At 47.1% G+C, this 14,196-nt stretch carries 14 protein-coding genes; 2 read left to right on the forward strand and 12 right to left on the reverse strand.

The window, feature by feature from the left end:
* Positions 1 to 26: 26 nt before the first annotated feature.
* From yfkAB to AB3N00_RS09035, 3 genes are all read right to left on the reverse strand, one after another.
* Positions 27 to 1,163: a radical SAM/CxCxxxxC motif protein YfkAB gene (gene yfkAB / locus AB3N00_RS09025; protein WP_413034233.1), complete on the reverse strand. Its 1,137-nt coding sequence runs from the start codon at positions 1,161 to 1,163 to the stop codon at positions 27 to 29.
* 219 nt (positions 1,164 to 1,382) lie between these two features.
* Positions 1,383 to 2,501, reverse strand: coding sequence for an HD-GYP domain-containing protein (locus AB3N00_RS09030; protein ID WP_413034234.1), 1,119 nt, complete (start codon positions 2,499 to 2,501; stop codon positions 1,383 to 1,385).
* A 69-nt stretch (positions 2,502 to 2,570) separates the two neighbouring features.
* Entirely contained in the window at positions 2,571 to 4,004 is a 1,434-nt protein-coding gene (locus AB3N00_RS09035) for a bifunctional metallophosphatase/5'-nucleotidase (RefSeq protein ID WP_413034235.1), read from the reverse strand.
* Positions 4,005 to 4,125: 121 nt separating this feature from the next.
* On the opposite strand from AB3N00_RS09035, the gene AB3N00_RS09040 reads away from it, so the two are divergent.
* Positions 4,126 to 4,872: a molybdenum cofactor biosynthesis protein gene (locus tag AB3N00_RS09040; protein WP_413034236.1), complete on the forward strand. Its 747-nt coding sequence runs from the start codon at positions 4,126 to 4,128 to the stop codon at positions 4,870 to 4,872.
* Positions 4,873 to 4,995: 123 nt separating this feature from the next.
* Complete coding sequence (locus tag AB3N00_RS09045) at positions 4,996 to 6,045, forward strand: HD-GYP domain-containing protein (protein WP_413034237.1); 1,050 nt, start codon at positions 4,996 to 4,998, stop codon at positions 6,043 to 6,045.
* Positions 6,046 to 6,181: 136 nt separating this feature from the next.
* On the opposite strand, the gene AB3N00_RS09050 is transcribed toward AB3N00_RS09045, so the two are convergent.
* From AB3N00_RS09050 to AB3N00_RS09090, 9 genes are all read right to left on the reverse strand, one after another.
* A complete protein-coding gene (locus AB3N00_RS09050; RefSeq protein ID WP_222125181.1) occupies positions 6,182 to 6,313 on the reverse strand; it encodes a YjcZ family sporulation protein in 132 nt (43 codons plus the stop codon).
* A gap of 146 nt (positions 6,314 to 6,459) precedes the next feature.
* Positions 6,460 to 7,179, reverse strand: a complete 720-nt coding sequence (locus AB3N00_RS09055) for a M23 family metallopeptidase (RefSeq protein ID WP_413034238.1) — start codon at positions 7,177 to 7,179, stop codon at positions 6,460 to 6,462.
* A 179-nt stretch (positions 7,180 to 7,358) separates the two neighbouring features.
* Positions 7,359 to 8,756, reverse strand: a complete 1,398-nt coding sequence (gene sufB / locus AB3N00_RS09060; RefSeq protein ID WP_413034239.1) for a Fe-S cluster assembly protein SufB — start codon at positions 8,754 to 8,756, stop codon at positions 7,359 to 7,361.
* A 20-nt stretch (positions 8,757 to 8,776) separates the two neighbouring features.
* Positions 8,777 to 9,208, reverse strand: a complete 432-nt coding sequence (sufU, locus tag AB3N00_RS09065) for a Fe-S cluster assembly sulfur transfer protein SufU (RefSeq protein ID WP_024629096.1) — start codon at positions 9,206 to 9,208, stop codon at positions 8,777 to 8,779.
* Positions 9,198 to 10,418: a cysteine desulfurase gene (locus tag AB3N00_RS09070; RefSeq protein WP_413034240.1), complete on the reverse strand. Its 1,221-nt coding sequence runs from the start codon at positions 10,416 to 10,418 to the stop codon at positions 9,198 to 9,200. The genes sufU and AB3N00_RS09070 overlap by 11 nt, the downstream gene beginning before the upstream one ends.
* Complete coding sequence (gene sufD / locus AB3N00_RS09075) at positions 10,415 to 11,719, reverse strand: Fe-S cluster assembly protein SufD (protein ID WP_413034241.1); 1,305 nt, start codon at positions 11,717 to 11,719, stop codon at positions 10,415 to 10,417. Before sufD ends, AB3N00_RS09070 begins: the two co-directional genes overlap by 4 nt.
* A 24-nt stretch (positions 11,720 to 11,743) precedes the next feature.
* Positions 11,744 to 12,526, reverse strand: coding sequence for a Fe-S cluster assembly ATPase SufC (sufC, locus tag AB3N00_RS09080; RefSeq protein ID WP_095288227.1), 783 nt, complete (start codon positions 12,524 to 12,526; stop codon positions 11,744 to 11,746).
* 367 nt (positions 12,527 to 12,893) lie between these two features.
* On the reverse strand, positions 12,894 to 13,469 hold the full coding sequence (locus tag AB3N00_RS09085; RefSeq protein ID WP_413034242.1) for a DUF1802 family protein: 576 nt from the start codon (positions 13,467 to 13,469) through the stop codon (positions 12,894 to 12,896).
* A 134-nt stretch (positions 13,470 to 13,603) separates the two neighbouring features.
* Complete coding sequence (locus tag AB3N00_RS09090; protein WP_175399607.1) at positions 13,604 to 14,065, reverse strand: Dps family protein; 462 nt, start codon at positions 14,063 to 14,065, stop codon at positions 13,604 to 13,606.
* Positions 14,066 to 14,196: the final 131 nt, after the last annotated feature.

The raw sequence follows: 14,196 nt of genomic DNA on the forward strand, positions 1-14,196 counted from the left end.
TCTATTTCAGGAATACACCTGGAATATCAGCGTGTGATTGCTTTTCTGGATTTGAAGTCAACACCTTTATAATACATGTCAGCCACCAGCAGGTTGGGTCCACAGCAGGACGCAGCATCACAGTGACAATTTACAGTTTGATTCAACGGGTGCTCCGCTGACCATTCATGAAATACATCATCCAGCCTGCGATCACGTATGTTGCCAAAAGCAGGGATGTCAGCAAAATCCGTAACATACACATTGCCCGTAAACATGTTAACGTTAACGCGGTTCCGACCGTCCGGATCATTCCGCACTGTCACGTTAGGCTCACTGTACAGACGATTAATCAATTCCCGATCCTGATCTGCTGCACTGCATGCAAAGAACGGAAGTGTACCGAACAGCATCCACATCTCCTTGTCACGCACATCCAGCAAACGATGAATGGCTGCACGCATATGGTCCAGAGACAGGACAGGTAGCGTGGAAGCAAAATTCGAATTATACATCGGGTGCACTTCATGACGTACACAACCCATCTCACGAATCAGTTGATGGATGCCCTCCAATTTATCGTGAGTACGAAAATTAATCATGGACTCGGCAGAGATGAACATGCCTGCTTCACTGAGTTTGCGGGAATTTTCTATCATTTTCTCATACATTTTTACCGCCACTTCACGCTTGACGGGTCTGCCGCTGTTGGCAAATCCGACTTGATGGAAATCATCGGCATTCAAATAGTTGAATGAAATATGCATCACATCAAGGTAAGGCAGCAGCTTCTCATAACGTGCGAGATCCAGCGTCAGATTGGAATTGATCTGTGATCTTATTCCGCGTTCCTTGGCATATTTCAGCAGCGGAATGATCATCTCGTCAACTGTCTTTTGACTGAAGCTTGGCTCACCACCCGTCAGACTAATGGTCTGCAGATGCTCCACTTCGTCCAGTCGTTTCAGCATCAAGGGCAAGGGTAACGCGGGAGCTTCACGCATGGTGAGCATATCCCCTACCGCACAGTGTTCACAGCGCATATTGCACAGATGAGTCACGGTCATTTCTACACTGGTCAGCACATGGCGTCCATATGTACGCAAAGAGCCGATCGGATCCCATGGATCATTAGTCGGCGATAAAGGCATCGGTTCTACCGATCCTGAGTTTAGCATGGTCATTGTTCTTCACCTTATTCCTTTTATTAACCTAAAAAGTTTTATTTACATCATACTCCGCCAATATCTTTTTGGAGTTATCTTTTATCATAGCACAATTTTGAACGAATCGGCATGAAGCGCTCTGTCCATTACATGACAAAAACGCCCATACAACACCATGGCCTGCCCGGCCCGGATATTGCTATGAGCGCAGCCGCTGCTGGCTGAATTCAACAGCCATCAGGAAAATTCATCACAGGCTGGTACCGGAGGCACCCCTTCATCCCCTTCAACACCTGTGATCATAACCGATAACGCTGTGGACAGATCTATTTCATACGGTGCCTTTAACGTCTGACCTTCCGCATCTTTTAATACGCGGATCCGCGGCCGCTGTGGAATGCGTGAGTCGATAGATGCAACAACCCCTACCTCTCCCGTACTCAGCGTCACGGAAATGCCTATGGGATAAATGGCCACACAATCACGGAATTTCTCCAACATACGTTGTTCGTACAGCGAGCCAGATCCTGTATATAAGACTTCAACCGCCTGATGAGGCAGCAGGGCCTGACGGTATACCCGATTGCTTGTCATCGCGTCATACGAATCGGCAAGAGCAATCCACTTGGCGTACTCATGAATCTCGGAGCCCTTTAGGCCAAACGGATAGCCGCTGCCGTCAATTCGTTCATGGTGCTGCAGGGCGCAATGTGCAGCGAGTAGCGGTATACCGGGTTCATTTTTTAAAATACGATGTCCATATGTAGTATGCTGCTGTATGATTTTAAATTCCTCATCACTTAACTTGGCAGGCTTGTGCAAAATATCTGGAGCGATCTGTGTCTTTCCAATATCATGCAGCAGGGCCCCAAGTCCAATTTCCATCAGCTGCTGCCTGGAGTAACCGGAAGCCACGCCCAGAACCAGTGTATACACGCATACATTCAACGAGTGGTTGTACAGGTCAAAATCACTGGAGTTCATATCCATCAGCATAATCATCGCTTCCTTTTGGCCGCCGATGTCCTCCAGAATGGTATTCATCAGACCACTTAGCGTTTTGCCAAAGTGGGGAATCCGACTTTTGGTTTTCAACCCCGACATGCTCTGAAACTGCTGCTTAATTTCTACCAATGCCCTGCGTCTGGTCTCTTCCTGAAGCATATCGGGAACAATAATATCCTCGGTTGCTGCTTCCTTAATATAAACGTAACCTACGCCCAGATCCTTCAGACGTCCTATCAACCGATCGGTCAGTTCCACTTCTTCACTGAGCAGAACCAAACCCTCTTCACTATAAATCCGTTTCCCCAGCTTCATGCCAGGCTGCAATAGGTTTATATGTACCAAACGCACAGCCTATCCTCTCCCGCTCCGTAGATGTCATTTCCACTAGCCGCCGCTTCAGCAGAAGGCAAGTACTCGTTATATCCTTTCGTGCCAGTGGGACCGCAGGCTGTCATCCAGCGCCCCTGGTCTTTTTAACTCAATCTCAAGCAAGTCCCTTATGAATTCAGGAAGTCGGTATGCTATTTCGGTTCCCTGAGCTAACGAAGGATATCCCACGTTGAACGTAAACATGTCCAGAGTCCCGACCACATATTCCTGTTCATCCCCCATTGGCTTGCCCTCGATGTATATTGCACGAATCTTTTTATATGGAGGTTCTTGTGGGTCAAACTCTACTTCCATACCATCCATGCACAGCGTACCGAGGATTTTCCCGCGGAATCCAAACCCAATAATTGGTTTTTCGATATACTCTGGCAGCAAGGACTGCTCCAGTGCCTCACGAATCTCACTGCCTTTCAGCTTTATTGTACAGGCATTGATCGGAGAAGGACATAGGGAATGCAGCATCCCCTTGCTGATGTTCCCTTGCGGTAGTTCACCCAGGAGCTGACCGGCATTAACGAGAGACAACTGCGCTCCCGTAAAATGTCTTACAGCCTGTGCCAGCAGCGATGCAAATGGTGACTCCTCTTCATACTTTATCGGAAGATTTCTGTCAATCATTACAGCTGTCTGGCCAAGAGTACGTTCTGCCTCAGCACGATGTGCGGCGATTGCCAGTGCAACATTCTCATCCAGCATCTGGTTCTTCAAGGGAATACAGCCACTGCTAACCAGTGCAAGCTGATTCGCCCCACTTTCCCGCTCCAGCACGACTTTTCCAAGCCACTGACCGAACTTCCCTGCTGCTCCAAGCACCGCATCTCCAATGACCAGAGGTTCTTCGAGTACATGGTGTGTGTGTCCGCCAAGAATAACGTCAATGCCCTCAATTTGCTCCGCCAGTTTCCGATCGGTTGAAAGACCCAGGTGAGAGAGAATAATCACGACATCCACATCAGGCCGTAATGCTTCGACTTGCTTGCGCAGCGTCTCCACCGGATCCAGCAGCTTCCATCCCAGCAAGTCATAAAAAGCCGTAAAGGGTGCGGTAGCTCCGAGCAGACCTATCCGAAATGGACCTTTGTCCACAATAAGAGAAGTCTTCATCCACCCTGGAGGAAGGCCGCTGACCTCTTCCACAACATTCCCGCACACCACAGGACACAAAAGTCCGGAATATGACTGTTCCAGCTGCTCTGGCGTAAATGTCAGTCCCTCGTTATTGCCTATCGTTATGGCATCATACCCCGTCAGATTGATTACATCAACGTTGGCTGCACCCAGTGTCCCTTCCGTTTCAACGGCCATCCGGTCCATATGATCCCCAATATCCAGAACCAGAATGTTATCGCCCTGTTCTCTCTCCTGTGCAATCATGGCGGCGATAGAGCTCATGGAACCAAAATGACTATGGATGTCATTCGTATGCAGAATGGTTAAGGTTTGTGTTTCCTTGGTGCTCATCACACCGCCTCCTCTCTATCCTTGCTTAACGCACATTCCTCTAATAGATAAGCATAACATTTTCCGCGTCGTTATGATATATTGAAAGGGTTTAGAGATCAAAAAGAGGTGACGCATACGTATGAAACTAACCATTCAACTATTTGCAGGTATTGCTGAACGTCTGGGCACTTCCCTGCTCGAATACGAATACTCGGAGAGCATCCTGACAGCAGCTCATCTGAAAGAAAGCCTTGCCCTTGCCTATCCGGAAGCTGCTTCACAGATTCGAGCTTCCTTTCTGGCAGTTAACCAGCAGTACGCTCCTGCCGATACAGTAATTGAGACCGGGGATGAACTGGCATTAATTCCTCCAGTCTCAGGAGGAGATGGCACCGGAGACTCAGATACCGAGCATAGGTCTTCGCTCTCCGAGCATCGTACCCAAGACGGTTTGTATTTGATCACCAAGTCCCCCCTTTCGGTGGAAGCTACAACTGCTTTGGTTATCACGGCAAACCACGGAGCAGCCCTGACTTTTGTGGGAACAACTCGTGAAATGACCGGAGAACAGAGAACGGTTCATCTGGAATATGAGGCCTACGTGCCTATGGCTCTCTCTCAAATGGCTGCCATCGGAAGCGAAATCTCCGAGCGCTGGCCCGGGGTAAGATGTGCAATCAGTCATCGGATTGGTCAGGTTGACGTGGCAGAGATCAGTGTCGTTATTGCTGTTTCCTCGCCTCACCGCAGCGATTGTTATGATGCCAGCCGCTACGCCATAGAGAGACTGAAACAAACCGTCCCGATCTGGAAAAAGGAAATATGGGAGGATGGTTCCGAGTGGAAGGGGCATCAACTGGGACCCTGGAACCCCATGGGCAATTAATAATTAGTCATTCCACCTCTTGCAAGGCTAATTAAATTAGTAAATAAGTCGTTGTCAACCCATTTTTTTCTTGTTATTATAAACCTATGTGTCGATATAAGTCGAGGAAAAGGTGGTTTATACGTGAGAGTGCATGTTACTGATCTTAAACCTGGGGATCTGTTAAAAAACGATGTATACAACAGTTCAGGTCTCCACATGCTGATGAAAGGTTCCTTACTCAGCGAAGACGATATTACCAAATTGCTGCAACATGGAATCGATTACGCAGATGTAGAACATACAACATCCGACCTACACTCTGATACGCAAACCTTACCTTCCGATCAAACCCGTCTGTTAGCTACCCTGTTTGACGATACGATCAAAGGTACCGAATCCCTGTTTAAGCAAGCCATGGAGAAAGGGTTTATTGACGAAGCTCAGGTCGATGAGATTTTGATTAACTTAACCTCACAACTGGAGAAGCAAAAAGATGTCGTTTCCCTCCTGCTGATGCTTGACGGTGATAATGATTATACCTACAACCATTCATTGCAAGTGGGGATGCTTGCATTTTATATCGCTGGCTGGATGGGCTACAACCCCGATGAATGTCTGACAGTGGCCAAAGCGGGTTATTTGCATGATATCGGCAAGTCCAAGATTGCTCCTGAAATGCTACATAAACCGGGGAAATTAACGCCGGAAGAATTCGAAGAAATGAAGAAACATACGTTATACGGATACGAAATTGTCAAACAGTCTACCCAGGATGAGCTTCTTGCAACGGTGGCCCTTCAGCATCATGAGCGGGAAGACGGCAGTGGCTATCCCCATGGGCTGAAAGGGAACGATATCCATCCATATGCCCGTATTACGGCCGTAGCTGACGTTTACAGCGCGATGACGACCAATCGGGTATATCAGACCAAGCAGGAGTTAATCTCCGTTCTGTGCGAGTTGTACAGCCTTAGCTTCGGCCAGCTCAATGCGGAGGCTACTCAGGAACTCATCAAACATATGCTGCCCAATTTTATAGGCAAAAGGGTTCTACTGACATCAGGGGAAACCGGCATTATCGTCATGAATAACCCTGCAGACTATTTCCGCCCACTCGTTCAGACATCTTCAGCCTTTATCGATTTAGCAAAAGAAAGAGATATCGCCATCGTCGAAATTTATGTTCAATAACTACTTTTTTTATGAAAGCAACATCTAGAAAAAGAAATACAATTAGAGCACTTCATACGAACTTATGACTGCTAGACGAATAAAAGGGAAGCCGGAATCGGCTTCCCTTTTTGCTTATTCAGGCTTGCTGCCCGTATTACACGTAGAATGCTTTAGTGATGATTACCAACAGGATGAACAGAACCAAGATTGCACCTGTCGATGTGAATGGGTTGTATCCACCTACGCCGCCTACGTTGCCACCACAGCCATATCCAACTTCGCTCATGTGATTGCCTCCTCTTCATAAGGTATACCCTAACATATGATCTTGCAGGAGGTACGAACCGGGCGAAATGGCAATATTCATTAAATGGTCTTCAGCCTGCTTCTAGCACGCGATGAATTCTCATGGGGCGCTCATTGGTTCATGTTTTACTTTTCCGAATCAGTCGGGACTTTGATCCCTTTCTCCTTGCGATACATAATAACCAGCAACCGCCAAAAGTCGTAACTGCCTGTATCCGTCATTATAAAAGAATGATAATAGTTATACGCTTCAGCTGCCCAAGGCGGACAAGGCATATTGGAAAGTTGTTTCTGCTGCGCGATCCAGGACGCTTGGGCTTCCAGCGACTTTTCCATCGCTTCAAAAGCTTTCTTCTCCTCACTCGTCATCGGCGGGGCCTCCTGCTCTTCAGATATAGAGCCGAATTCCGATTGCAAATAGGCTTCCGGCTCAACCACTCCATCCACACTCGCCGTGTATCCATAAGAAGGTGTACTCGCTTTTCGAATCTCATAATGGACATGAGGGCCTGTGCTTTGACCAGTGCTGCCTTGATTACCCAGAAGCTGACCTCGTTTGATCCGTTGTCCCACGCTAACCGCAATCCGTGAAAGATGGGCATAACAATGGAGATACCCACGATGGTCCTGTATAGCTACCGTAAGCCCATAACCGCCAAATCCAGAGCCTGTGGCTCCTTCAGCAGCAAATTGTACGGTCCCTTCCATAAATGCATACACAGGGCCATTCCATGGCTCTGTCACGAGGTCAATCCCCCGATGGAATGTCTGTCCACCATGGATCGGATGGATGCGATAACCAAACGAACTTGTGATGCGATATCCTGCAAAAGGATTGAAGCTCATAGATTCACCATCCTTTTCTATCAATAGATGCAGCAATCTATGAAATCGCCTGTGCTGTTGAACCTATTTTATACTAAAAAACAAACCTGTGATCCATTTTAAATAATTCAACGTCAGCTGGCAGATTCAAAATAAAAAAGGATCAGGGGAAAATCCCCTGATCCTTATTCAAGCAGCCATTAACCAATACTGCCTTCCATTTCAAATTTAATCAATCTGTTCATTTCTACCGCATATTCCATTGGCAATTCTTTGGTGAACGGTTCAATGAAGCCCATGATGATCATTTGTGTTGCTTCAGCTTCGGTCAGACCACGGCTCATCAGATAGAAGAGTTGATCCTCGGACACTTTGGATACCGTTGCTTCGTGCTCCAGCATAATGTTATCGTTCATGATTTCATTGTATGGAATCGTATCGGACGTGGACTCATTATCCAGAATGAGCGTATCACATTTGATATTGGATTTGGCACCTTCCGCTTGACGTCCAAAGGAAGCCAGACCACGGTAGGTTACTTTACCACCATGTTTACTGATGGACTTGGATACAATGGTGGAAGTTGTATCTGGAGCCAAGTGAATCATTTTCGCACCTGCATCCTGATGCTGATTTTTACCAGCTACAGCGATGGAGAGTACGGAACCTTTTGCTCCACGGCCTTTCAATACAACGGCAGGATATTTCATCGTCAGTTTGGAACCGATGTTACCATCGACCCATTCCATCGTTGCATTTTCTTCAGCAACAGCACGTTTGGTTACGAGGTTGTAGATGTTTGGTGCCCAGTTTTGAATCGTTGTGTAACGAACACGGGCATTTTTCTTACAGATGATCTCAACTACTGCACTGTGCAGCGAGTTCGTGCTGTAGATTGGAGCTGTACAGCCTTCAACATAGTGAACGAAGCTGTCTTCGTCAGCAATGATAAGTGTACGCTCGAATTGTCCCATATTTTCGGAGTTAATCCGGAAATAGGCTTGCAGAGGCACTTCACATTTAACGCCCTTAGGCACGTAGATGAAGCTTCCTCCGGACCATACAGCGCTGTTCAGTGCTGCAAATTTGTTGTCCGCTGGCGGAATAACCGTAGCGAAGTATTCACGAAGGATTTCCGGGTGCTCTCTAAGAGCCGTATCGGTATCCATGAAGATCACGCCTTGATCTTCAAGTTCCTTTTGCATGTTGTGGTATACAACCTCGGATTCATACTGGGCGGATACACCTGCGAGGAACTTTTGTTCTGCCTCCGGAATCCCCAGTTTATCGAAGGTTTCCTTAATTTCGGAAGGAACCTCTTCCCATGTTTTCCCTTGCTTCTCAGAAGGACGAACATAGTACTGAATATCGTTGAAATCCAGACCATCGAGATCTCCGCCCCATTTTGGCATTGGCATTTTCTCAAATTGTTTCAGTGCTTTCAGGCGGAATTCGAGCATCCACTCCGGTTCGTTCTTAATCCGGGAAATTTCGGTAACAACTTCTGCAGTCAGACCTTTACCGGTTTGAAAGATGGATTTGTGCTCGTCGCGAAAACCATATTTATACTCTTCCATTTCTGGTGCTTTTTTAGCCATCTTGCTCTACCTCCCTATCGTTATTGTACATTGTCCTCTTCGTCAATTCCTTTGCGTAAAGCATTCCAGGCCAGAGTGGCACATTTGATGCGTGCAGGGAACTTGTTCACACCGGATAGGGCTTCGAGATCTTCATAATCGTCGAAATCGACTTCTTCCCCTTTCATCAGTGAGGAAAAACGGTTAGCCATGTCGAGTGCCTGATCCATTGTTTTGCCTTTGACTGCCTCCGTCATCATCGATGCCGAAGACATGCTGATGGAGCAGCCTTCTCCCGTATACTTGGCTTCCTGAACGATTCCGTCTTTCAGTAAAAGCTGTAATGAAATCCGGTCGCCACACGTAGGATTGTTCAAATTCACCGTGACAGCGTCATTGTCAAACGTTCCGCGATTACGCGGGTTTTTGTAGTGGTCCATTATGACACGCCGGTACAGATCATCAAGTTGCATCGCCAAAATACTCCTTTGTCTGAATTAAGGCGCTGACAAGCCGGTCCACATCTTGTTCATTATTATATAGATAGAAGCTGGCACGAGCTGTTGAGCTGACTTGCAGCCAGCGCATAAGCGGCTGACAGCAGTGGTGTCCGGCACGAATGGCCACGCCACTCGCATCCAAAACAGTAGCCACATCATGTGGATGTACATCCCCCAGGTTGAAGGTGACCACACCAACATGACGCTTCGCTGGGCCATAGATCGTCAGCCCGTCAATCTCTGCCATACGTTCTGTTGCGTAAGCTGCCAGTACACTTTCATGATGGGCAATCTCATCCATCCCAATCTGCTCCAGAAAATCGATCGCTGCACCCAGACCAACCGCACCTGCGATAATTGGGGTTCCGCCTTCGAATTTCCAGGGAAGTTCTTTCCAATTGGATTCGTAGAGACCGACATCATCAATCATTTCACCGCCGAACTCAACCGGTTCCATGGACTCCAGCAGCGCCTTTTTGCCGTAAAGTGCACCGATCCCGGTTGGTCCGCACATTTTGTGGCCAGACAATGCGTAGAAATCACAGTCCAGGTCCTGTACGTCCACCTTCATGTGCGGTGTGCTCTGTGCGCCGTCAACAACAATGACAGCACCATTGCGGTGTGCAATTTCAGCAATTTGTTTTACCGGATGAATGACACCCATTACATTGGATACATAAGCGATTGCTACAATTTTTGTCTTGTTCGTAATCGTCTTCTCCACATCCGCCAAATCAATATTGCCATCTGGCTGAAGCGGAATATATTTCAATGTCGCACCTGTTTCCTTGGCTACCTGCTGCCATGGAATCAGGTTGCTGTGATGTTCCATCGGTGTGATAACGATCTCGTCGCCTTCCTTGCATACTGCCCGACCGTAGGACGAAGCCACCAAATTGAGCGCTGTGGTCGTCCCGCGGGTGAAAATGATCTCCTGTGTACGGCGTGCGTTGATAAACTTGGCAACCTTCTCACGTGCACCTTCATACGCATCTGTTGCCCGGCTTCCAAGTGTATGCACACCACGATGCACATTGGAGTTCTCAAATTCATAATAATGTTTAATCGCTTCGATAACAGCCAGCGGCTTCTGGGAAGTCGCAGCGTTATCTAAATATACGAGCGGATGTCCGTTGATTTCCTGGTGGAGGATCGGGAACTGCTCGCGAATCGATGGGTTCATTGTCCCAGTTTCCGTTCGATGAGAGACTGCAATTGGGTACGCAGTGCTTCCAGAGGAATATCCGCCACCACCGGAGCCAGGAAGCCGTAGATAATCAGACGTTCCGCATCCGTACGGTTAATCCCGCGCGACATCAAGTAATGGATTTGCTCTGCATTGACTTGACCTACAGAAGCCGCGTGACCTGCTGTAACATCGTCCTCATCAATCAGAAGGATTGGGTTGGCATCTCCGCGTGCTTTCGGGCTCAACATCAGTACTTTCTCTGTTTGCTGTCCATCCGCTTTGGTTGCACCTTTTTCGATCTTGGTAATTCCGTTGATGATGGCAGAAGCTTCTTCACGCATAACGGCGCGAGTAATCATCTGACTTGGCGTGTTTTTGCCAAAGTGGCGAGCTTCTGTTGTGTAGTTGATTTTTTGGGATCCTGAACCAACTGCGATTACTTTCGAATCCGAGCTGGAACCATTGCCTTTCAGCACGGACATGGTGTTGCTGGCTGTATCGCCATTGTTCATTTCCCCAACGATCCACTCGATTGTTCCATCGTTCTCAACCACTGCACGGCGGAAGGAAACGTCAGTAACGTTCGTAGACAGCTGGTGAACAGACGCAAAACGTACTTTTGCACCGGCTTTAACGAACACTTCCACGACACCGTTGTGGAAAACAGGGGCGGACAGTTCACCGGAAACATAGTTATCCACGTAGGTCACAGAGCTGTTTGCCTCAGCTACAACAAGCACATGAGGTGCAAATGTTGCAGATGCATCATCTGTGAGCAGCACAGCTTGAAGCGGAACTTCAATCTCAACATTTTTCGGAACATACAGGAATACCCCGCCATTCCAAAGAGCTGCATGCAGAGCAGCAAGTGAATGCTCATCTGCCTTCACAGCTGTGTTCAGATAAGGTTTCACCAGATCACCATGCTCGCGAACCGCTGTAGCGAGATCCGTGAAGATAACTCCTTTTGCTGCCAGATCAGCAGATAGCTTGGAGTAAACTGTGCCGGAATTGCGCTGGATAACCAGACTGCCTTCCGCTTGGTCCTGAACGAGATCTTTGATAGAAGCTGGTACTTCTTCCAACGAGGAAATAGCTTCACTTGCTTTGTATGTGCCGTATTCGCTGACATTCCAGCGTTCAATTTTTTGTTTTTCCAGTTTCGGAAGCGCAAGACCACTTGCAAGCTTAAGGGCTTCAAGCCGCTGCTCGGTCAACCAGCCGGGTTCATTGTTACTTTCCGACAAGGCGCGAAGCGCTTCAGATTCAACCGGAAGAATTGTTTGTGTAGTCATTGATTATCCTCCTCCGTTTTGTCTTTACGCTTCTTGGCCTACAGTTTCGTCTGTAATTCCCAGTTCTTCCTTAACCCAGTCATATCCTTCTGCTTCCAGACGGTGAGCCAGTTCAGGTCCGCCGGATTTCACGATACGACCTTGCATCATTACGTGTACGTAGTCAGGTGTGATGTAGTTCAACAGGCGTTGGTAGTGAGTAATGATGAGGAATCCACGATCTTCGCTCTTCATTGCGTTCACACCGTTTGCCACGATTTTCAAAGCATCGATATCCAGACCGGAGTCAATCTCATCGAGTACTACGATTTTCGGATCAAGCAGCATCATTTGCAGAATTTCGTTACGTTTTTTCTCACCACCGGAGAAACCTTCGTTCAGGTAACGATGAGCAAACTCAGGGTTCATGTCGAGTTCTTTCATTTTGCCTTCCATTTGACGGATGAACTTGATCAAAGAAATCTCATTTCCTTCGCCGCGACGTGCGTTAATTGCACTGCGCAGGAAGTCAGAGTTGGTTACCCCAGCAATTTCACTTGGATACTGCATAGCCAAGAACAGACCTGCACGCGCCCGCTCGTCAACTGCCATATCCAGTACATCTTCACCATCAAGCGTAACTGTACCGTCTGTTACTTCATATTTAGGGTGACCCATCAGAGCGGATGCCAATGTGGATTTACCTGTTCCGTTTGGACCCATGATTGCGTGGATTTCTCCACCTTTCATTTCCAGGTTGATGCCTTTCAGGATTTCTTTACCTTCGATCGTCGCTTTCAGACCTTCAATGACGAAATTCGTAGCCATGTGTATTGTTTCCCTCCATTGATTAAATTGATGTTTGCTGTCGAAAACGAAAAAGCGCCTATTTAATATCTGAACAGGGCTTCCCCTGAATTTCTACAAGTACCGCAATTCTCAAAGCAATAATCACTTTAGAATAATTCTAAACTGATTCTCATTGATTATCAAGTCATTTCCGAGAACACTTGTCCCATACTGGAAACATGATTCTACCTGATTCTATAATAAAAGCGGGTTTGAATCAAATAAGAAACCGTCATTCCTTCCAACTCACAGTGAGAAAAATCACTGAGATTCATTATTTCATTCGATATAACCCTTGCCAAAAAAGGGCTTATCCATATTTTGGACAAGCCCTTCATTATTTCATTCATATTTTGAGCATATCGTTAATCTTCTGTACCTGTTTGTCAAAATCCGCAACGTCCACTGCCAGCGTCATTTCGCGCGGCACCGGACCATTCGGAATGGAAATCCATGAACGGCACCCATTATATTCAGGCAGTACCGGTATCTCCATCGGTTCATTCAAACGGTACACACGGAGTATTAATACATGTAAGGGATCTTTCCGTTTCCATTTCAAGCGGTCCTCGGCAAAATCCGATGTCCACATATGAAAGTCCTGAAGTCGGTCCAGCATCTCCTGATCTCTGATCTCCAAATCCTGCGTCACTTCGGCATATGCAGTAATACGGATCGTCGAAGCTTCGGGCACCCATTCGGCCAATGATTCTTCAACATAGGAATGATCTGAGGACTTAATCAGTTCTTTACGCTGATGTTCATAAGTCGGATACAGATAAAACGCTGGACTTTTCAGCTCAAAATGTCTGGTTTCCTCCACAATTCCGCCTTTACGCATCACCAGGATCTGGCGACCGTTTTCCAGCGCCTTAATTGCGGAAGCCCACTCTTTTAATGCCGGTGTCGTTGTGCCTAACATGGCGTATCTCCTCCCGAAATGAGTCTTGTCAGCAGTATAGACGCTTTGTTTGTTCCTGACAACTTAGATCGAGATCCGGGAAACACCCTGATAGTGAGACAAAGACCTTACATAAACAGCACTATAAGTTTGGCTTAGCCCAGAAAAGAGCGCAGCATCCACATATGTTTCTCCAGATCCGCTTTGAACCCGGTGAGCATGTCTGATGTCGGTTGGTCCTCGGCGGCTTCTGCCACTTCAATACCTTCCTGATACTCATTGGACAATGTAGCAAAATCCTCAATCAGGTTTTGCACCATGGTATTCGCATCTTCGCCGCCGGCCGCTTCCTGAATGGAGGATAGCTCCAGATATTCTTTCATTGTTGCTGCAGGGCTGCCTTTCAGCGTAAGAATGCGCTCTGCGATTTCATCCATTTGTACGGTGATTTCATTATAGAACTCTTCAAATTTTACATGCAGTGTGAAAAAGTTTGGTCCTTTTACATACCAGTGATAGTTATGGACTTTGACATACAGGACGTTCAGGTTTGCCACCTGACGATTAAGTACTTGTTCTACGGATTTCGCTTGATCTGTTTTGTTTTTTGTAGCCATCTGAATCCCATCCTTTATTATAAAATTAGTCTATTATGTATGGTGGACAGTGTAACTTGCCCTGCATAATAGAGATTTAACAATATGGCACCGCTATAGGGCGGCGAGCCTTTCGGCAGCAATCTGTGAAC

The sequence above is a fragment of the Paenibacillus xylanilyticus genome, from assembly GCF_047246825.1.
GTDB classification, from domain to species: domain Bacteria; phylum Bacillota; class Bacilli; order Paenibacillales; family Paenibacillaceae; genus Paenibacillus; species Paenibacillus xylanilyticus_B.